This window comes from Halalkalibacter lacteus (assembly GCF_036663595.1).
Taxonomy (GTDB): Bacteria; Bacillota; Bacilli; order Bacillales; family Bacillaceae_D; genus Halalkalibacter; species Halalkalibacter lacteus.
The window spans coordinates 185,163-205,710 of sequence record NZ_JAWRVL010000001.1 but is presented as its reverse complement, the minus strand read 5'-3'; the positions used below and the strand labels follow the sequence as shown (position 1 = coordinate 205,710).

The following is a 20,548-nucleotide window of genomic DNA, read 5'->3' as shown; positions in this document are numbered from 1 at the left end:
TCAGGCTCTTTCTTTTTACTATCTTAGAGTGGGATGTGGTTGAAATGAAGACACCGTCTTATATACAAAATATAAATGAGTGGAAAGAAAAATTTACTTTCCAGGTTCCTGTGAAAGTGAGATTCTCTGAAACAGACGCTTTTGGCCATGTAAATAATACAAACGCCTTTGTTTATTTTGAAGAGGCGAGAATCGAATTTTTTAAACATCTTGGTTTCATGCAAAAATGGGCTTCGGATAGACATGAAACGATGATTGTCGTGGCAGATTTGCAGTGTGATTATATTAAACAAATGAAGTTCGACCAGAAATTATCTGTAGCCGTTCACATCAATCAAATTGGCCGTTCTTCCCTTGATCTACATTATATGGTTGTAGATGAAGATACTGAATTTTGTTTGACAGGAAGAGGGACGGTTGTCCAAATAAGCAAAAATACAGGTCGTTCGATTCCGTGGGATGATGAGGTGAAGATGGTTTTAGAAAAAGAATTAGACATAGAAGAAAGAAGGTGACTGCATCTTTCTGACCTCTACTACGCAATAATATAGAGTGTATCGACTAATTTTTATTGCGTGGCACGTGAGGTCAGTAAAGGATATGAATTAATTATCAAAAAGATGAGTCACCTTCATTCTAAATATGAGACGACTAAAACTCAGGTGAAGCAACGAAATAGTGCTGAGATTTTTAGCGTACCTATATTTCAAGTTCTCCTAGTCTTATTAATTCGATTACCGCTTGAGAGCGCCCCTTGACTCCTAGCTTCTGCATCGTATTAGAGATGTGATTTCGTACTGTTTTCTCACTTATGAAAAGTTCTTGAGCGATTTCTCGCGTTGTCTTGTCTTGGACAAGAAGTTCGAATACTTCGCGTTCCCTTTTCGTAAGTAAAGGTTTAGGTCCGAATTCTGCTCCTTTCAATGAGTTCACTCCTTCTTGCTCGGGCTGAGAGCGTTGTGGGGACTCAGGTCCCACGAATGGAAGGGTTTTAGTCTCGATAGTATATGTGTAGAACAGGGACTACGTGTTTTATTTCTGCGGTTATTAGCAAGTTCTTTTAAGAAATAAACTCTTGTCTACTTTTTTGTTTGAGGACCATGTCAATTTGTCGTTCTTTCTGTGTTATCGAAACAACGTAATTATGAGAAGTTAAACGTAATCTATTTTTAAAATTTTAGAAACAATAATTTAATCTATTGTAAATAAAAAAACACTTATGATATACTGATAATTGTTTAAATCCTACATTCGTACTTATAAATTACATTCTTCTTAGGTGAATGCACTTAATACGTGTTACTGATTCGATCAGGCATGAGTATAGAAGTGTATATGGGATTCAGTTGGGGTACGCTATAGTTGTACGCTCTCATTGTTTTCTGCATATGCGTTTCTTTACTTATGCCTTTTTCAGTACTAAGATGAATTGATGAAGGTACGGTGCAGTGGGGAAGTAAGTAGAAGAGAGAAAAGGGATAGATCCCTTTTTCTTGATAAATTTATACAAAAAGAAAGAGGTAGATTATTATGGCAGAAAAAACTTTTTTAATTACAGCAGATACGGGAATTCACGCACGTCCGGCTACACAATTAGTGAACAAAGCAGGTCAATTTTCTTCAGATATTACCCTAGAGCACAAAGGAAAAGCAGTAAATCTAAAGTCAATTATGGGTGTTATGTCTCTAGGAGTCGGAAAAGGTGCTGAGGTTACAGTTAAAACAGAAGGTTCTGATGCAGATGAAGCTCTTAAAGCAATTGAGGAAGTAATCAAGGAAGGATTAGGAGAATAATGCAAAAACTGACTGGTATCGCTGCTTCTTCTGGTGTGGCGATTGCAAAGGCTTTCGTACACGAAGAGCCCGATATGACTATAGAGTTAAAAGAAGTACAAGATCCAACTAGTGAAGTGGATCGTCTTTACGCGGCATTAGCTAAATCGAAAGACGAACTTTCTGTTATCAAAGATAAAACAGAAAAAGACTTAGGTGCTGATAAGGCTGAGATCTTTGCTGCACATTTACTCGTTTTAAGTGATCCTGAACTTGTAGATGCTGTAAAAGGAAAGATTACAGACGAAAAACAAAATGCTGAATATGCATTGAATGAAGTGGCTACGATGTTCATTACGATGTTTGAAAATATGGATAATGAATACATGAAGGAACGTGCATCTGATATTCGAGATGTATCAAAACGCGTTTTAGGCCATTTACTTGGGATTCAAACACAGTCTTTAGCGACGATTTCAGAAGAAACGATTATTATTGCTGAAGATCTAACTCCTTCAGATACAGCGCAATTGAATCCAGTATTTATTAAAGGATTTGCTACTGATATCGGTGGACGTACATCACACTCAGCCATTATGTCTAGATCACTAGAAATTCCTGCAGTCGTTGGAGCGAAAGAAGTAACTGCGCAAATTCATACAGGTATGACGGTTATTGTTGATGGTCTAGAAGGACTTGTCATCCTAGACCCTACTGAGGATGAAATTGCCGCATACACAAAAAAACGTGATGATTTCGCAAAACAAAAGGCTGAATGGGCAAAATTAGTGAACGAACAAACAACTACAAAAGACGGCGGGCACGTTGAGCTTGCAGCGAACATTGGGACACCTAAAGATTTAGAAGGTGTGATAAACAATGGTGCTGAGGGAATAGGTCTATATCGTACCGAATTTCTTTATATGGGGAGAACGGAACTTCCATCAGAGGAAGAACAGTTTGAAGCATACAAAGAAGTAGTCGAGCGTATGGAGGGCAAACCAGTTGTTATTCGTACTCTAGATATCGGTGGAGATAAAGAATTACCATACTTAGATTTACCAAAAGAAATGAATCCGTTTTTAGGATTTAGAGCGATTCGTTTATGTTTAGAAGAAAAAGAAATTTTCCGTACACAATTACGTGCTCTTCTTCGCGCGAGTGCATTTGGAAACTTGAAAATTATGTTTCCAATGATTGCTACACTTGATGAATTCCGTCAAGCGAAAGCGATGCTTCTTGAAGAAAAGGACAAGTTAGTTGCTGATGGGAGTTCGGTTTCTGATTCGATCGAAATTGGGATGATGGTTGAAATTCCTTCCACTGCAGTCGCAGCTGACTTATTTGCTAAAGAAGTCGACTTCTTTAGTATTGGTACAAATGATTTAATTCAATATACAATGGCAGCTGACCGCATGAATGAACGTGTCTCCTATTTATACCAACCATACCACCCAGCTATTTTACGACTTGTGAAAATGGTTGTAGATGCTGCTCATAACCATGGGAAGTGGGCAGGAATGTGCGGTGAAATGGCTGGAGATGAAGTTGCCATTCCGCTATTACTTGGTCTAGGCTTAGATGAATTTAGTATGAGTGCTACATCCATATTACCTGCACGAAATCAATTGCTAGAACTTTCAAAAGAAGAATTAGCGACATTTTCGTCTGAGATGCTTTCGTTAGATACAGCCGAAGAGGTAGAGCAACGAGTTCGTGAAACCTATATGAAATAGAGTAAAGAAACGTGTCTCAAATATTGAGACAGCATTTTGCTTCGGAGGTGTCTCGAAAGGTTACTAATGACCTTTCCGAGACACCTCCTTTTTACGTGCTGAATATGTAACATAATATACTTGCTTTTCACTAAGAAACAGGGGACAATAATGAAAGTATATGTAACTAGTTTTATAGGAGGTGCGTTGATATGGATTATCGCCAAATTGAACAAATAGAACGTTCATTACGCAGAGTGTCAGAAATGGTTAAACAGAAGGGGCGAGAAATCTTGACGCAATTCCCGATTACCCCACCACAATTTGTGGCGTTACAATGGTTAAATGAATATGGTGATATGACGATAGGTGAACTTTCAAGCAAAATGTATCTAGCTTGTAGTACGACTACAGATTTAGTCGATCGAATGGAAAAAAATGAGCTTGTTGAACGAGTGAAAGATAAAAATGACCGGCGCGTCGTTCGGATTCATTTATTAGATAAAGGTCGTACCATTATTGAGGAAGTAATCAAAAAACGTCAAGATTATTTAGAGAATATCTTAACCGATTTCTCACAAGAAGAAGTTGATTTTCTTGAAAAAAGTTTACATGTTCTTCACGAAGAAATGAAAGTGTCACGTATGAATCAGTAGTGAAGAGCTGGATAAGAAATTGAGGGGTAATTGTTGGATAGACCGATTGGTGTTATTGATTCGGGCTTAGGTGGCCTTACAGTAGCGAAAGAAATTATGAGACAACTGCCCAAAGAGGAAATTGTTTATTTAGGTGATTCTGCACGCTGTCCGTATGGACCGAGAACACCGGAAGAAGTTAGACAATTCACATGGGAAATGATTGACCGTCTATTAGAAGAAAGTATAAAAATGCTAGTTGTAGCTTGTAATACAGCAACAGCAGTTGTTCTTGAAGAAGTAAAGAGAGAACTGAATATTCCTGTTGTAGGAGTTGTTCATCCAGGTGCAATTAGTGCGTTAAAAGTCACAGAACGTGATCATGTAGCAATTATTGGTACAGTTGGGACGATTCATAGTCAGGCTTATGAAAAAGCATTAAAAGCGATTAATAGTGAAGTGAAGGTTGATAGTCTTGCTTGTCCTTCCTTTGTTCCGTTAGTGGAGCGTGGTATTTTTGAAGGGGAAGAAGCTGAACGTATCGTTGATGAAGCGCTCAAGCCTCTAGACAGACTTCACTTTGATACGCTTATTTTAGGGTGTACCCACTATCCTTTGCTAAAAGAAGCCATTGGAAAGCGGGTAGGTGAAGGGATTCAATTAATCTCTTCTGGAGACGAAACAGCTCGTGAAGTAAGTAGTCTTCTCTATTACAAAAATCTTTTATATACAGAAGATAGAAAACCTGGTCATCGTTTTTTTACAACAGGTGATGCTGTAAGCTTTAAGAGACTTGCAGATAAGTGGCTCGAGATAAATGTTAAACACGTGGAAACGTTGGTATTAGGTTGAGAATAGTATGGTTGAATCGAAGTGAGACTTTTTAAGTCTTGCTTCGTTTTTTTTTTTTTTTGTTGGAGAGAAAAAGAAGACCCCAAAAATAAATTTATTGGTTGGAAGAGAGTTGGGAAGTGGGTTTGTATGTTTCATCTAAAGGAATCTAGAGAGGGCCAAGTTTTTCAAAAAAACTTGGTCTATTCTGGGGTGAGGCTCGTATACATGTAGTACAAACTATCTTAGGAGGGAAAACAATGCGCAAAGTGTTACGAAAAGGGGTTCCCATTCTTGCTTTTACTATGTTAACAATGACAGCTTGTTCGTTTGGTTCGAATGAGACGACGAATGAGATGGATACACCTCCAACCAATTATGTAGAAGAAGATGAGTCGCTAGGATTAGAAGAAGATCCGGAACAAGTGCCAGATGAAGAGGTGGATGAAGGAGATGAACTAGGAGAAGAGGCTGTGGAAGAGTCAACTCAGCGTGAGCTTTATTTAATTGATGCGAATGGGCTCGTCGTTCCTCAAACATTAGAGCTTCCGAAGACGCAAAGTGTGTTAAGACAATCATTAGAATATTTAGTTGAAGGCGGTCCTGTAACTGACATGCTTCCAAGTGGATTCCGTGCTGTTATTCCTGCTGGCACAGAGGTGGATGTTAACTTAAAAGATGGTATTGCCATAGCTGATTTCTCTAATGAATTTAAAGAGTATGATCCAAATCAAGAAAAGCAAATTTTAGAGGCAATTACATGGACATTAACGCAATTTGAAAGTGTTGATAGTGTTCAGATTAATATTAATGGCTATAAACAAGATACGATGCCGGTTAACGATACTCCAATTGGTGAGGGGCTTAGCCGTGCGAACGGTATCAATATGGAAACGGGTTCAGTTACAGATGTGGTCAATAGTAAAGGGGTCACCCTTTACTTCCTTGCCCAAAATGGAGAAGAAACTTATTATGTCCCTGTAACGCGTCGTGTTTCATTAGGAGCTGATTCATTGACTGCTGCAGTGACTGAGTTGCTAAAAGGACCTGCTCATGAAACACAACTATTAACTGATTTCAGACAAGGTGTCGAACTTGTTGAAGAACCAATGTATGAAAATGGTACGGTGACACTAGATTTCAATGAAGCGCTGCTTTCGCAAATGCAATCAACAGCTGTGTCTTCTGATGTATTAAACATGTTAGCCCTTACGTTAACGGAACAAGAAGGCGTTGAAAAAGTTGCAGTTACTGTGAATGGTGAAGCAAATGTTCTAACAGAATCAGGTAAGGTTGCAGAACCTGTTTCTAGACCAAGTCTAGTAAATACAGGTAGTTATTAAACGAGTTATTGGACTATATGTACAAAATTCTTTATAATAGTAAATGGTTAAAAAAGGAGGAGCATCTGTGCTACCTCCTTTTTACCCTTACATAAAGGAAATAAAGATTTTGGGGAACGATAACATAGAACTATCTATTTAAAATAGGGAGGCGTTTGAATGAGGCAAGACGGACGTGAGGTTGATCAATTACGAAACCTCTCAATCGAAACAAATTATGTGAAGCATCCAGAAGGTTCTGTATTGATTTCAATGGGAGACACAAAGGTGATATGTACAGCTACTGTTGAAGACCGTGTGCCGCCTTTTTTAAGAGGACAAGGCAAAGGTTGGATTACGGCTGAATACTCCATGCTACCACGAGCTACAGAACAAAGAAATATACGAGAGTCATCAAAAGGGAAAGTGTCAGGAAGAACGATGGAAATTCAACGATTGATTGGGAGAGCGCTTAGGTCCATTATTGATCTTGATAAAATTGGTGAGAGAACTGTCTGGATTGATTGTGATGTGATCCAAGCTGATGGAGGAACGAGAACAGCAGCTATTACAGGGGCGTTTGTTGCTTTGGCGCTAGCGATGGAAAAAACGATAAAAAAGGGAAAAGTGAAACAATGGCCTATTAAAGATTTTCTGGCAGCTGTGTCAGTAGGTGTGGATACAAAAAAAGGCGTATTACTAGATTTATGTTATGTAGAAGATGCGGCGGCTGAAGTAGACATGAATGTAGTGATGACAGGGAGTCATCAGTTTGTTGAACTTCAGGGGACTGGAGAAGAAGCGACATTTTCTCGTGCGCAATTGAATGAGTTGCTTGATATAGCGGAAAAAGGAATTGACTCTTTAATAGCCAAACAGCGCGACGTTTTAGGGGAGATTGCTGATCGAATCAAATAAACGAGGCTTAATGGAAGGAGAAGATGATGAAGGAGTTAGTCATATCGACGCAGAATAAAGGAAAAATAGCAGAATTCAAACAAATGTTAGGAGAAAAAGGGCTGGAAGTGAAATCTTTACTTGATTATCCAACTATTCCAGATATTATAGAGGATGGAAAGACTTTCTCTGAAAATGCAACAAAAAAAGCAGAGACATTAGCGCAACAGCTTAATTGCATCGTCATTGCAGATGATTCAGGTTTGGTTGTGGATGCGTTAGATGGTCGACCTGGTGTCTATTCAGCACGTTATGCAGGAGAGGCGAAAAATGATAACGCCAATATGGAAAAAGTGTTACGTGAATTAGTCGATGTACCAAGTGAAGATCGAACTGCTCGATTTGTTTGTGTAATCGCAGTAGCTAGACCAAATAAAACGACACTCGTTTTCGAAGGCGCGTGTGAAGGAGTTATTGCAAGAGAACGACGCGGAACGAACGGTTTCGGATATGATCCGATTTTTTATGTACCGGAACTTGAAAAAACAATGGCGCAATTGACTTCTGAACAAAAAAACGAGCGAAGTCACCGTGCGAATGCTTTGAAAAAACTTTTTGCCACACAAGGTGAATGGAGTTAGCCTGGGGAGGATTAGTAAATGAAGGCCTTAATTATAAGTGATAGCCATGGATGGGAAAAAGAACTCCAGATTATTCTAGATCGTCATCGAAATGACATGGACATTCTCATTCATTGTGGTGACTCAGAACTAGACAGCGACCATCCAGCTATAGAAGGAGTAAAAGTTGTCAAAGGGAATTGTGACTTCGGCGATGACTTTCCAAATGAGAGAACGGAGAATGTAAATGGAGTTTCCATCTATGTTACTCACGGGCATCTTTATAATGTGAAAATGACAAATGTGCCACTAAGCTATCGTGCAGAAGAAAAACAAGCGCAAATAGCATGTTTTGGTCATTCTCATGTTGCAACAGCATTTCTTGAGAATGGTGTTATCTACATAAATCCGGGAAGCATCAGACTTCCACGCAATCGAGTTGAACGAACATATTGTATATGTGAACATCATGAAACAGAGGCTACGGTTACGTTTTATGAATACAATGGTGACGTTGTCTCTGATATGATTTATCATTATCAGTTAAAGTAAAAGGCGCAGTTCTCTTCCTAGTAGTTGTTCAAAAGGTTGATCCTTACCTTTTTGAACAACTTCATAAGTTAGGAAGAAAACATAATGATCAATATTTTTTGTGAAACTATTGACTTCTTGTCTTAGATCCTTTATAGTAATAAATGTCGCTGAAAGATATTAAGTAGTTGCTTCTAATGCGATGTTAATTTAAGAGTTAAATATATTTTAGAATATGCGGGTGTAGTTTAGTGGTAAAACCTCAGCCTTCCAAGCTGATGTCGTGAGTTCGATTCTCATCACCCGCTTTTTGTCCCAGTAGCTCAGCAGGATAGAGCAACGGCCTTCTAAGCCGTCGGTCGGGAGTTCGAATCTCTCCTGGGACGCCATTAAATTATAACATAAATAAATTAAATCAAAATGTCTCCCCTCATATTGAGGTGGAGACATTTTTTGTTTGAGTTGGAGCTTGTTGTAACACAAGGTTCACATACAATTGTTCATTTTGTAACAATTGGTCTGTGTCGTAAAATAACACCCGCCAACCACGCTTTTTTAATAGACGAATTATTTTCTTCTCATTGATTCCTGGTCTTAACTCGATTAAAGCTAAGCGGTAAGGCACAAGAGCAAGATTCGCACGTAAGTTATCAATCCAGAAATGTGGAGTCGGATAATACATGTTTGCTCGCAATTGACGATATAGAAGTTTTTCACTCTCTGTGTTACATACTTTCCAAAGATCTTCAACAACAACTAAAGAGGCTCGTTGTCTGTGCGGAAATCGAATATAAGGAAATTTTTTCGACAGTCTTACGTACTTTTTGTATTTTTTTAACATCTTCTATCACCCAACTATAGGATGTCCGCTAAAGCCGTTAATATGCTTAATATAGGTAATAGTGGAATTTTTATTTTAAGAAGCTACTAATAGCAGAGGTGTAAGCGTGTTCATTTATAATGACTAATCGCAATAGTCAAATTATTTTAAAAAAATGGTTGACCATATTGCTGAATGAGCGTATGATAAGTTTCAAACAACCTTATATCGAAAAACAAATGTCCGCTCTACAGAGATAAAATCATGTATAGTTTAATCTCTAAAATTGGGATCCTAACGTCTACGTGATACACGAGGAGAGTAAACGTCATGAGTGAACAATGGATTTATTTAAATGGGGAATTTGTTGAAAAAAAAGATGCTAAAATTTCAGTGTATGACCACGGTTTTCTTTATGGCGATGGCGTGTTTGAAGGTATCCGTGTCTATGAGGGGAATGTGTTTCGATTACAAGAACACCTCGATAGACTGTATAACTCAGCAAAATCCATAATGCTATCAATTCCACACACAAAAGAAGAAATGAAGAAACTTGTCGTAAAAACATTACAAAAGAATCAATTGAGTAATGCATATATACGTCTTGTTATTTCTAGAGGAGTTGGGAACTTAGGTCTTGATCCTGCATCGTGTTCAACACCTCAAATTATTATTATTGCAGAAGAACTTGCTCTATTTCCAAAAGAGCTATATAAGTCTGGATTAGAAATTGTAACCGTGGCGACACGGAGAAACCGTCCAGATGTCTTAAGTCCTAAAGTTAAATCATTGAATTATTTGAATAACATTCTTGTTAAGATTGAAGCGAGCTTAGCTGGAGTAAGTGAAGCGTTAATGCTAAATGACCAAGGCTATGTAGCAGAAGGATCTGCTGATAATGTATTTATTGTGAAGGGGAAAGAGCTTTTGACTCCACCTGGATACGTTGGAGCGCTTGAAGGAATCACAAGAAATGCAATCATAGAATTTGCTAGAGATCTTGGGTATACAGTAAAAGAAGAACCTTTTACAAGGCATGATGTCTACGTTGCTGATGAAGTGTTTTTAACTGGAACAGCTGCTGAAGTGATCGCAGTTGTAAAAGTTGATGGTCGAGTAATCGGTGAAGGAAAACCAGGCAAAGAGACTACGTGTTTACTAGAAGCATTTAGAAGTAGAGTCGTTCTTGAAGGAGAAAAGGTCTATACGGAGACCTTAAAATAAAGATAGTAAAGCAGAGTGGAGATTGAGCTAAAGATAGATGTAATGTAAATAGGGAGCGGGTAGTATGAGAAGTGATATGATAAAAAAGGGAATTGATCGAGCGCCACACCGAAGCTTACTACGAGCAGCTGGTGTAAAAGAAGATGAAATGGATAAACCATTCATTGGTGTATGTAATTCTTACATTGATATCATTCCTGGTCACATGCATTTAAATAAATTTGCAGAAGTGGCAAAACAAGCAATCCGAGAAGCTGGTGGTATTCCATTTGAATTCAATACAATTGGAGTAGATGATGGAATCGCAATGGGACATATCGGAATGAGATATTCTCTTCCAAGTAGAGAAATTATCTGTGATGCAGCCGAGACAGTCATTAACGCTCACTGGTTTGATGGAGTATTTTACATTCCAAACTGTGATAAAATAACTCCTGGAATGCTAATGGCTTCAGTAAGAACAAATGTACCATCTGTATTCGTATCAGGTGGACCGATGGAGGCAGGAAAAACAAAAGACGGTCAAAATTTGTCTCTTGTATCTGTCTTTGAAGGCGTAGGCGCATTTGCGTCAGGAAATATGACAAGAGAAGAGTTGCTTGAAATCGAACAGTCTGCTTGTCCAACCTGTGGTTCCTGTTCTGGAATGTTTACAGCTAACTCAATGAACTCATTAATGGAGATGCTCGGTTTAGCTTTACCTGGTAATGGTACCATCGTAGCCACGTCTAATAATCGTCATCAACTAATAAAAGATGCAGCAAAACATTTAATGAATTTAATTGAAAAAGATATTAAACCAAGAGATATTATTACTGAAGAAACAATCGATGATGCATTTGCCCTAGACATGGCGATGGGCGGATCTACTAATACAGTTCTTCATACGTTAGCGATAGCCAATGAAGCAGAAATTGAGTATGATCTAAATAGAATTAATAAAGTGGCTGAACGAGTTCCGTATTTATCAAAGATAAGTCCAGCTTCTGATTATTCTATGGATGATGTACACCATGCTGGTGGAGTAAGTGCTATTATCAAAGAATTATGCAACATTAAAGGAGCTATTCATCCAGATCGAATCACGATAACTGGAAAAAGTTTGTATGAAAATGTGAAAGATGCAGAAATTACAAACGATGATGTTATTCGCAGGCAGGATAATCCTTATAGTCCAGTTGGTGGTCTTTCTGTATTATACGGAAATATTGCACCGGATGGAGCAGTAATTAAAGTGGGAGCTGTTGATCCATCAATTAAAGTTTTCGATGGAGAGGCGATTGTTTTTAACTCTCAAGACGAAGCACAAAAAGGAATTGATGAAGGGTTAGTACAGGAAGGTCATGTTGTAGTCATTCGCTATGAAGGACCTAAAGGTGGACCTGGAATGCCTGAGATGTTGGCACCAACATCATCGATTGCTGGTAGAGGACTTGGAACGAAAGTAGCCCTTATTACCGATGGACGATTCTCAGGAGCGTCAAGAGGGATTTCAATTGGTCATATCTCACCAGAAGCTGCTGATGGAGGTCCAATTGCTTTTGTGGAAAATGGTGACCGTATTCGAATCGATTTAGTAAACAGAACGATTGAATGGTTAGTATCTGATGAAGTTCATGCTGCACGTAAAGAAGGCTGGGTTGAACCAGAACCTAAAGTGAAAAAAGGGTATTTAGCAAGATATGCTAAGCTAGTAACTTCTGCCAATACTGGTGGGGTAATGAAAATTTAATACGTGAAAACGTAGAAGAGGAAAAGTACTCAATGTGTTGACTTCAACAGAGAGCCGTGGTGCTGAGATGCGGTGTTGTGACCATTGACGAAGCTCGCCTCGGAGTATCAATCTGAAAGAATCATTCTAGTAGGATTGGTCGAGTGTTCACAGGCACTCGTTATCAAAAAACGATAAGATTGAACGGGGCTTTTCGTTCAATGAATAAGGGTGGTACCGTGGAAAGAAAATCTTTTCGCCCCTTTTAGCTACATGGGTAGCTTATATGGGGTGGGAAGATTTTTTTATTTTTAAATTGCACAATGTTCATTTTGTTTAAATGGGATGAGAAAAGAGAACAATACGTAAGGAGGCATTAAGAGATGAGTACGAAATTTAAAAAGAAAGAACAGCAAACGAATGAGCAGTCCAAACAACTATCAGGTTCGAGTATGTTGATTGAAGCTTTGGCCCAAGAGGGAGTGGACGTCATTTTTGGCTATCCCGGCGGGGCGATCCTACCAACGTATGATGAAATTTATAAAACAGGCATCCATCATGTATTAGCAAGGCATGAACAAGGAGCGATTCATGCTGCAGAAGGGTATGCTAGAGTATCTGGAAAACCAGGTGTCTGTATTGTGACCTCTGGACCTGGGGCGACAAATGTCGTAACTGGGATTGCTGATGCAATGATTGATTCGTTGCCTCTTGTTGTCATAACAGGGCAAGTTGCGACAACGGTAATCGGAACAGATGCTTTTCAAGAAGCTGATATGATCGGGATCACAATGCCGATTACAAAGCATAATTATCAAGTCCGTTCAGTCGAGGAATTTCCAAGAATTATAAAGGAAGCCTTTCATATTGCAACAACAGGAAGACCTGGCCCAGTATTAATTGATTTGCCTAAAGACGTTTCGTTAGCAACAGGAGTGTTTGACTATGATAAAGAAGTTAATGTTCCTGGTTATCAGCCAACTGTCATTCCGAATCGTTTGCAAATTCGCAAAGTAGTTGAAGCTGTGGCAGAAGCAAAGCAACCAATTATTTTAGCGGGTGCAGGAGTGTTACACGGGAAGGCATCAAGTGAGCTGTTTGAGTATGTAGAAGAAACAAAAATCCCTGTTGTTAATACATTACTTGGACTTGGAAGCTTTCCAGGGGATCATGAATTGTTTCTAGGTATGGGTGGAATGCATGGAACATATACAGCCAATATGGCCATTTACGAGTCTGATCTGTTAATAAGCATTGGTGCAAGATTTGATGACCGTTTAACAGGGAATCTCGCACACTTTGCTCCAAATGCTCGTGTAGTTCATATTGATATTGATCCTGCAGAGATCGGGAAAAATATTAAAACAGAAATTCCAGTAGTTGGTGATGCGAAGCAAGCATTACAAATGCTACTAGAAGAAAAAGGGACTCCTGGAGATACAACCGAGTGGCGGGCTAAGCAGAAACAAAGAAAAGAAGAGTTTCCACTTTGGTATAAAGAAGATGGCGAAACGATTAAGCCACAAAACCTGATTGAATTGATCCATGAAGTAACAAATGGCGAAGCAATTATCACAACAGATGTTGGTCAGCATCAAATGTGGTCAGCACAATTTTATCGTTTTACGAAACCGAATCGTTGGGTAACATCAGGTGGTCTTGGAACAATGGGCTTCGGTTTTCCAGCAGCAATTGGTGCTCAATTTGCTGAACCGGAGACTCCAGTTGTTGCAGTTGTGGGTGATGCAGGTTTTCAAATGACGGCACAAGAGCTTTCAATTTTGCAAGAGCGCAACATTCCAGTGAAGGTAGTTATTCTCAATAATGCCTCTTTAGGAATGGTTAGACAATGGCAGCAGCTCTTCCATGGTGAACGTTATTCTAACTCGTTATTCCCAATTCAGCCTAACTTTGTCAAACTAGCTGAAGCCTATGATATAAAAGGAATGAGAGTTGATAACCTCTCTGAATTAAAAGGTGCGCTTGAAGAAATGATTGCCCATCCTGGTCCAGTGTTAGTGGATGTCCGCGTGGCGAAAGAAGAAAATGTATATCCGATGATTTCGCCAGGAAAAGGACAGCACCAAATGGAAGGGGTTAAGCCGCTATGAAAAGAACGATTACTGCACTTGTAAACAATACATCAGGTGTATTGAACCGAATTACTGGATTGTTTGCAAGAAGACATTACAACATCGAAAGCATTACCGTTGGTGTAACAGAAAATCCATCTATTTCAAGAATGACATTTGTTATCGCTGCCGACAGTATGCAAAACATTGAGCAAGTTATTAAACAACTCAACAAACAAGTTGATGTACTCAAAGTGAAAGATATTACAGATGAGTCAATTGTTGCTCGCGAGCTTGCGCTAATAAAAATTGTTACAACACCACAACAACGTGGGGAAGTAGCAGCACTTGTTAATCCTTTCAGAGCAACAATTATTGATGTTGGTCGAGAGTCTATGACGATTCAAATAACGGGTGATCATCCAAAAGTTGAAGCCTTTATTGAGTTACTACGACCATATGGGATTAAAGAAATTGCTCGAACTGGGATTACTGCATTTAACCGCAGCACAAAAAAACCAGTAAATGACCCATATCGATTAACTCTAATTAACTAATTTCGTGAATTCATAATTCAAATATAAAATATGTAAACAAAAGAGGAGAGTTTTATTATGGCAAAGGTATATTACAATTCAGATGTAAACGAAGGAATTTTAAAAGGTAAAAAGGTAGCAGTAATCGGATATGGTTCACAAGGTCATGCTCATTCACTAAACATGCGTGAAAGTGGTCAAGATGTAATCATCGGTCTTCGTCCAGGGAAATCTTGGGATAAAGCTGTAGAGGATGGATTTGAAGTTGTATCTGTTCGCGAAGCTGCCGCTCAAGCTGATTTAATTATGATTCTTCTTCCAGATGAGCTTCAACCAACAGTATACAAAAACGAAATTGAGCCAGAATTAACAGCAGGAAAAACACTTGCATTTGCACATGGTTTCAACATTCATTTTAACCAAATTGTCCCACCAAGCAATGTTGACGTATTTCTAGCAGCACCAAAAGGTCCAGGTCACTTAGTTCGTCGTGTATTTGAAGAAGGTGGCGGTGTACCAGGATTAATCGCGGTATATCAAGATGCTACTGGTAACGCAAAAGATATTGCATTAGCTTATGCTAAACAAATTGGTTCTGCTCGCGCAGGTGTATTAGAAACAACATTCCAAGAAGAAACAGAAACAGATCTATTCGGAGAGCAAGCTGTATTATGTGGTGGAGCATCTGCACTTGTTAAAGCTGGTTTTGAAACACTTGTGGAAGCTGGTTACCAACCAGAAGTTGCTTACTTTGAGTGTTTACATGAATTAAAACTAATTGTTGATTTAATGTATGAGGGTGGACTTGAAACAATGCGTTATTCAATCTCTGATACTGCACAATGGGGAGATTATGTAGCTGGTCCTCAAATCGTAACGGAAGATACAAAGAAAGCAATGAAGAAAGTTCTAACTGATATTCAAACAGGGAAATTTGCAAAAGGTTGGATTCTTGAAAACCAAGCAAACCGTCCAGAATTTACAGCAATCACTAGAGCAGAAAGTCAACATCCAATTGAAGTAGTTGGTCGTGAATTGCGTGAAATGATGCCATTCGTTAAGGCAAAATCAAAAATCTAAGGAGTGGTAGTAGTGCGGAAAATTAATGTTTTCGATACCACGCTACGGGACGGAGAGCAGTCTGCTGGTGTGAACTTAAACTTTCAAGAAAAGCTAGAAATAGCAAAGCAACTAGAGCGTTTGGGTGTAGATATTATTGAGGCTGGTTTTCCAGCCTCCTCTCAAGGTGACTTTTCTTCTGTTCAAGCGATTGCACGAACAGTAAAAGGGAGCTCGATAACTGGTCTGGCCCGTTCACTTGAGCGTGATATTGAAACAACTTGGGAAGCACTAAAAGATAGTGCTGAGCCAAGAATCCATGTTTTCATTGCTACATCTCCGATTCATATGGAATATAAGCTTAAAATGACGCCAGAGCAAGTTGTTGAAAATGCAGTCGCTGCTGTGAAACTAGCGAAAACAAGATTTCCACAAGTTCAGTGGTCTGCAGAGGATGCAAGTCGTTCTGATTTACCATTCCTTGCACAAATTATCCGTGCCGTTATTGATGCAGGAGCAACCGTTATTAACCTTCCTGATACAGTTGGTTACACAACGCCATATGAAATAGGTCAAATGTTCCGTTATGTTTCAGAAAATGTCCCGAACATTGATAAAGCGATTTTATCTACTCATAATCATGATGATCTTGGGATGGCAGTTGCGAATTCACTAGCAGCTATCCAAAATGGTGCTGGTCAGGTGGAATGTACAGTCAATGGGATTGGTGAACGTGCAGGTAATGCTTCCCTTGAAGAAATTGCTGTTGCACTAAACATTCGTCAAGATCATTACAAAGCTGATACAGGTCTTGTATTAAAAGAAATTAAACGAACTAGTTCTCTTGTTAGCAAATTGACTGGTATGCTTATACCTAATAACAAAGCTGTTGTTGGTGCTAATGCCTTTGCGCATGAATCAGGAATTCATCAAGATGGTGTGTTGAAAAACAAAGAGACGTATGAAATTATAACGCCTGAACTAGTTGGAGTATCTTCAAACAGAATGGTGCTTGGAAAGCATTCTGGCCGTCACGCTTTCAAAGAAAAGTTAGTTGAGCTTGGGTTCAATGGAACAGATGAACAGTTACAAAAAACGTTTACTGCCTTTAAGAGTCTAGCTGATAAGAAGAAAGATATTACAGAAGATGATTTATTTGCACTTATGACAGAAGCAACTGTTGGTTCTGCCGTTGCCCATTATGAGATTGAAACATTACAAGTTAACTATGGTACAACAAACATTCCTACAGCAACGATTACGATGAAGTTACCTACTGGTGAAACGGTTCAAGAAGCGGCAACTGGTTCTGGTAGTGTAGAAGCTATCTACAATACGCTTGAACGCGTTATTGATGAACCGATTTTATTAATGGACTACCGAATTCAGTCAACAACAGCTGGGCGCGATTCTTTAGCTGAAGTATATGTTACTGTCAAATACGACGGAACAGAATCTTCAGGTCGTGGAACCGCTCATGATGTGTTAGAAGCGTCAGCTAAGGCATACATTAATGCGGTCAACCGTACAATTAATCGCAAACAATTCAATGAACAACGAACAAATACAGTAAAGATATAACGAGTGGGAGGAAGATCATGAAAAAACGCATTGCTATTCTCCCTGGTGATGGTATTGGACCAGAAGTATGTGACGCTGCTACCAAAGTATTAACCGAAATCAGTCGTTTGTACAATCACGAGTTTGAATTTACGTATGGCGATCTTGGTGGTGTGGCAATTGATTCTTCTGGTACTCCATTACCAGAAGAGACTCTCTCAATTTGTAAACAAAGTGATGCTGTCTTATTAGGAGCAGTCGGTGGACCTAAGTGGGATACACTCCCTGGAGAGAAGCGTCCAGAAAAAGGATTGCTCGGTTTAAGAAAAGAATTAGATCTTTTTGCAAACCTTCGTCCTGTTACGATCTATGGGTCCTTAGCAGAAGCATCACCATTAAAGGATGAAATCATTCAAGGTGTTGATCTCGTGATTGTTAGGGAATTAACCGGGGGACTTTACTTTGGTGAACCGCGTGAGCGTCGCGGTGAAGGTGAAGAAGAACTTGCTATTGATACCCTACTATATTCACGAAAAGAAATTGAACGCATCGTCCGAAAAGGATTTGAGTTTGCAAAGGTTCGCGGTGGAGCACTAACGTCTGTGGACAAAGCAAACGTTCTTGAATCAAGTAGGTTGTGGCGTGAAGTTGTAGAAGAGGTCGCAAAAGAATTTCCTGAGGTCCCATATAGTCATATGCTTGTTGACAATGCAGCGATGCAACTTATACGTAATCCAAAACAGTTTGATGTGATTGTCACAGAAAATATGTTTGGAGATATATTAAGTGACGAAGCATCCATGATTACTGGTTCTTTAGGGATGTTACCATCTGCGAGTTTAAGTCAGGATGGACCGGGTTTATTTGAACCGATTCATGGCTCTGCACCAGATATTGCGGGTAAAGGGATTGCAAATCCATTAGCAACACTTTCATCCGTTGTCATGATGCTAACGTACGCATTTAAATTAACTACTGAGGCTGATGCTCTTGCTGAAGCCATTAATGATGTGTTAGAGGATGGCTATAGAACAGCTGATTTAACACAAGACGAAAGCACGGCATTATCAACAGTTGAAATGACTGAAAAAGTGATTGACGCGTTAACAAAAAAAGTAGTCATATCGTAATCAATAAAGAATGACAACGATGATGAACTACATCATTGTTGTCATTCTCTTATTTTATAAAGAGAAATGATAAGGACTGGGAGGAGCGAAAAATGGCACCTAAAACGATAATTGAAAAAATTTGGGAAACTCATGAGGTCATGCAAGAAGAAGGAAAGCCAAGTCTCCTCTATATCGATTTACACATGGTTCATGAAGTGACATCTCCTCAAGCATTTGAGGGCCTAAGGCTCGCAAATCGAAAAGTGAGACGACCTGATTTAACATTTGCTACAATGGATCATAACGTTCCAACGGTTAATCGATATGATATTACCGATCGAATTGCTAGAACTCAGATGGAAACACTAGAGACAAATTGCAAAGAGTTTGGCGTTGATCTTGTTGATTTAGTGCATCCTGAAAACGGCATTGTTCATGTTATTGGTCCCGAGCTTGGGTTAACACAGCCAGGGAAAACGATCGTTTGTGGAGATAGTCATACGTCAACACATGGAGCATTTGGCGCATTAGCCTTTGGGATCGGAACGAGTGAAGTAGAGCATGTTCTTGCGACTCAAACGCTTTGGCAATCACGTCCAAAGACACTAGAAGTTCGTGTTACCGGAAAACTTTCACCTGAACTTTCAGCTAAAGATGTTATTTTAGCGATTATTGCTAAATTTGGTGTAGATGTTGGTACAGGTTCAGTTATTGAATTCACAGGTGATGCGATTCGCGGTATGACCATGGAAGAAAGAATGACGATTTGTAATATGTCTATTGAAGCTGGAGCGAAAGCGGGTCTTATTAGTCCGGATCAAGTGACGTTTGATTATTTAGAAGGGCGAGAGAATGTTCCTTCAGGTGATGAGTTTATCAAAAAGGTAGAACAATGGAAGCAGTTAGCAACGGACGCTGGTGCTACTTATGACCGTGTCGTGACAATTGACGCATCTGAAATTGAACCGATGGTGACATGGGGAACAAATCCTTCACAAGGTGTCGGCATCTCAAAAACGGTTCCAGCGCCTACGGACGGAAAAACAGAAACAGATCAGCGGGCAATTAAACAAGCATTAGAGTATATGGATTTAACTCCAGGTACACCCGTATCTTCTATTGACATTCAACATGTCTTTATTGGATCCTGTACGAACTCGCGTTTAAGTGACCTTCGTGCGGCAGCTAACCTTATAAAGGGGAAAACTGTATCAAAGCATGTACGTGCACTCGTTGTACCAGGTTCCGAAAAGGTAAAACAACGTGCTGAGGCAGAAGGTCTTGATCAAATATTTATTGACGCAGGGTTTGAGTGGCGTAGTTCTGGCTGCAGTATGTGTTTAAGTATGAATCCTGACGTTGTACCTGAAGGGGAACGCTGTGCATCGACATCCAACCGGAATTTCGAAGGACGTCAAGGAAAAGGAGCACGTACACACTTAGTAAGTCCTGAGATGGCTGCAGCTGCTGCGATTGCTGGACATTTTGTCGATATTCGTCAGTGGAAGCTACAACAAGTAACACAGTAGGGGGGAGAACGATGGAACCAATTATAAACCATAAAGGGACAGTTGCGACAATGGACCGAGTAAATGTTGATACGGATCAAATTATTCCAAAACAGTTTTTAAAGCGTGTAGAGCGTACCGGGTTTGGACAGTATTTATTTTTTGACTGGCGCTTTTTACCAGATGGTAAACCAGATCCGAAATTTGAATTAAACCAAAAGCATAATCAAGGAGCAACTATTTTAGTAGCAGGACACAATTTCGGTTGTGGTTCATCTCGTGAACATGCACCTTGGGCTTTGGATGATTACGGGTTTAGAGTGATTATAGCACCTAGTTTTGCTGATATCTTTTACAACAACTGCGTGAAAAATGGAATGCTTCCAATCCGATTAGATGAGAAAAAGGTGGATCAACTCTTAAGTAAAGGGGCAAATGACACCTACTCGCTTACTGTAAGTTTAGAAAATCAAAAGATAAGTGGAGAAGGTTTTGAAGCAACATTCTCCATTGATCCTTACTGGAAGGAAATGCTTCTAAATGGTTGGGATGAAATAGGATTAACACTTCAATATGACAAGGAAATTCAAGCGTTTGAGCAAAAAGCATAAGTAAGAGGGTA

General features: G+C 39.3%; 20 protein-coding genes, 2 tRNA genes and 1 other annotated feature. Of the genes, 20 read left to right on the top strand and 2 right to left on the bottom strand.

Annotated elements, in window-relative coordinates; genetic code table 11:
* Positions 1 to 44: 44 nt before the first annotated feature.
* Positions 45 to 515 carry an acyl-CoA thioesterase gene (locus SAZ04_RS00990; protein ID WP_332689637.1) on the top strand — a complete coding sequence of 157 codons (471 nt, stop codon included), beginning with the start codon at positions 45 to 47 and terminating at the stop codon, positions 513 to 515.
* Positions 516 to 699: 184 nt separating this feature from the next.
* On the opposite strand, the gene SAZ04_RS00985 is transcribed toward SAZ04_RS00990, so the two are convergent.
* A complete protein-coding gene (locus SAZ04_RS00985; RefSeq protein WP_035664029.1) occupies positions 700 to 924 on the bottom strand; it encodes a helix-turn-helix domain-containing protein in 225 nt (74 codons plus the stop codon).
* 606 nt (positions 925 to 1,530) lie between these two features.
* Between SAZ04_RS00985 and SAZ04_RS00980 the strand changes: the two genes are divergently transcribed.
* The 10 genes from SAZ04_RS00980 to SAZ04_RS00935 all read left to right on the top strand — a co-directional run bounded on the left by SAZ04_RS00980 (position 1,531) and on the right by SAZ04_RS00935 (position 8,713).
* On the top strand, positions 1,531 to 1,794 hold the full coding sequence (locus SAZ04_RS00980; RefSeq protein WP_332689627.1) for a phosphocarrier protein HPr: 264 nt from the start codon (positions 1,531 to 1,533) through the stop codon (positions 1,792 to 1,794).
* Positions 1,794 to 3,509, top strand: a complete 1,716-nt coding sequence (gene ptsP, locus SAZ04_RS00975) for a phosphoenolpyruvate--protein phosphotransferase (RefSeq protein WP_332689625.1) — start codon at positions 1,794 to 1,796, stop codon at positions 3,507 to 3,509. The genes SAZ04_RS00980 and ptsP overlap by 1 nt, the downstream gene beginning before the upstream one ends.
* A gap of 191 nt (positions 3,510 to 3,700) precedes the next feature.
* Entirely contained in the window at positions 3,701 to 4,144 is a 444-nt protein-coding gene (locus SAZ04_RS00970) for a MarR family winged helix-turn-helix transcriptional regulator (protein ID WP_332689623.1), read from the top strand.
* A gap of 33 nt (positions 4,145 to 4,177) precedes the next feature.
* Positions 4,178 to 4,975, top strand: a complete 798-nt coding sequence (gene racE / locus SAZ04_RS00965; protein WP_332689621.1) for a glutamate racemase — start codon at positions 4,178 to 4,180, stop codon at positions 4,973 to 4,975.
* 239 nt (positions 4,976 to 5,214) lie between these two features.
* Positions 5,215 to 6,297: a GerMN domain-containing protein gene (locus SAZ04_RS00960; RefSeq protein WP_332689618.1), complete on the top strand. Its 1,083-nt coding sequence runs from the start codon at positions 5,215 to 5,217 to the stop codon at positions 6,295 to 6,297.
* Positions 6,298 to 6,456: 159 nt separating this feature from the next.
* A complete protein-coding gene (gene rph, locus SAZ04_RS00955) occupies positions 6,457 to 7,194 on the top strand; it encodes a ribonuclease PH (protein WP_332689615.1) in 738 nt (245 codons plus the stop codon).
* Positions 7,195 to 7,220: 26 nt separating this feature from the next.
* The gene (locus SAZ04_RS00950) at positions 7,221 to 7,814 is read left to right on the top strand and encodes an XTP/dITP diphosphatase (protein ID WP_332689932.1); all 594 of its coding nucleotides are present in this window, start codon (positions 7,221 to 7,223) and stop codon (positions 7,812 to 7,814) included.
* An 18-nt stretch (positions 7,815 to 7,832) separates the two neighbouring features.
* A complete protein-coding gene (locus SAZ04_RS00945) occupies positions 7,833 to 8,345 on the top strand; it encodes a metallophosphoesterase family protein (RefSeq protein WP_332689612.1) in 513 nt (170 codons plus the stop codon).
* A gap of 216 nt (positions 8,346 to 8,561) precedes the next feature.
* Positions 8,562 to 8,632: transfer RNA gene (locus SAZ04_RS00940), tRNA-Gly, on the top strand.
* A gap of 4 nt (positions 8,633 to 8,636) precedes the next feature.
* Positions 8,637 to 8,713: transfer RNA gene (locus SAZ04_RS00935), tRNA-Arg, on the top strand.
* A gap of 41 nt (positions 8,714 to 8,754) precedes the next feature.
* Here the strand turns inward: SAZ04_RS00935 and SAZ04_RS00930 are convergent.
* A complete protein-coding gene (locus SAZ04_RS00930; protein ID WP_332689609.1) occupies positions 8,755 to 9,165 on the bottom strand; it encodes a hypothetical protein in 411 nt (136 codons plus the stop codon).
* Between the two features lie 309 nt (positions 9,166 to 9,474).
* On the opposite strand from SAZ04_RS00930, the gene ilvE reads away from it, so the two are divergent.
* From ilvE to leuD, 9 genes are all read left to right on the top strand, one after another.
* Positions 9,475 to 10,368: a branched-chain-amino-acid transaminase gene (ilvE, locus tag SAZ04_RS00925; RefSeq protein ID WP_332689606.1), complete on the top strand. Its 894-nt coding sequence runs from the start codon at positions 9,475 to 9,477 to the stop codon at positions 10,366 to 10,368.
* 64 nt (positions 10,369 to 10,432) lie between these two features.
* Complete coding sequence (gene ilvD, locus SAZ04_RS00920; protein WP_332689603.1) at positions 10,433 to 12,100, top strand: dihydroxy-acid dehydratase; 1,668 nt, start codon at positions 10,433 to 10,435, stop codon at positions 12,098 to 12,100.
* 3 nt (positions 12,101 to 12,103) lie between these two features.
* Positions 12,104 to 12,346 (top strand) — a binding site (T-box leader).
* 116 nt (positions 12,347 to 12,462) lie between these two features.
* Complete coding sequence (gene ilvB / locus SAZ04_RS00915) at positions 12,463 to 14,190, top strand: acetolactate synthase large subunit (protein WP_332689600.1); 1,728 nt, start codon at positions 12,463 to 12,465, stop codon at positions 14,188 to 14,190.
* On the top strand, positions 14,187 to 14,708 hold the full coding sequence (ilvN, locus tag SAZ04_RS00910; protein ID WP_332689597.1) for an acetolactate synthase small subunit: 522 nt from the start codon (positions 14,187 to 14,189) through the stop codon (positions 14,706 to 14,708). The genes ilvB and ilvN overlap by 4 nt, the downstream gene beginning before the upstream one ends.
* Before the next feature lie 57 nt (positions 14,709 to 14,765).
* Complete coding sequence (gene ilvC, locus SAZ04_RS00905) at positions 14,766 to 15,767, top strand: ketol-acid reductoisomerase (RefSeq protein ID WP_332689594.1); 1,002 nt, start codon at positions 14,766 to 14,768, stop codon at positions 15,765 to 15,767.
* 12 nt (positions 15,768 to 15,779) lie between these two features.
* Positions 15,780 to 17,327 carry a 2-isopropylmalate synthase gene (locus tag SAZ04_RS00900; RefSeq protein WP_332689591.1) on the top strand — a complete coding sequence of 516 codons (1,548 nt, stop codon included), beginning with the start codon at positions 15,780 to 15,782 and terminating at the stop codon, positions 17,325 to 17,327.
* Between the two features lie 17 nt (positions 17,328 to 17,344).
* Positions 17,345 to 18,436 carry a 3-isopropylmalate dehydrogenase gene (gene leuB, locus SAZ04_RS00895; protein ID WP_332689589.1) on the top strand — a complete coding sequence of 364 codons (1,092 nt, stop codon included), beginning with the start codon at positions 17,345 to 17,347 and terminating at the stop codon, positions 18,434 to 18,436.
* Positions 18,437 to 18,528: 92 nt separating this feature from the next.
* Positions 18,529 to 19,947: a 3-isopropylmalate dehydratase large subunit gene (gene leuC / locus SAZ04_RS00890; protein WP_332689586.1), complete on the top strand. Its 1,419-nt coding sequence runs from the start codon at positions 18,529 to 18,531 to the stop codon at positions 19,945 to 19,947.
* Between the two features lie 11 nt (positions 19,948 to 19,958).
* Complete coding sequence (leuD, locus tag SAZ04_RS00885) at positions 19,959 to 20,537, top strand: 3-isopropylmalate dehydratase small subunit (protein WP_332689583.1); 579 nt, start codon at positions 19,959 to 19,961, stop codon at positions 20,535 to 20,537.
* Positions 20,538 to 20,548: the final 11 nt, after the last annotated feature.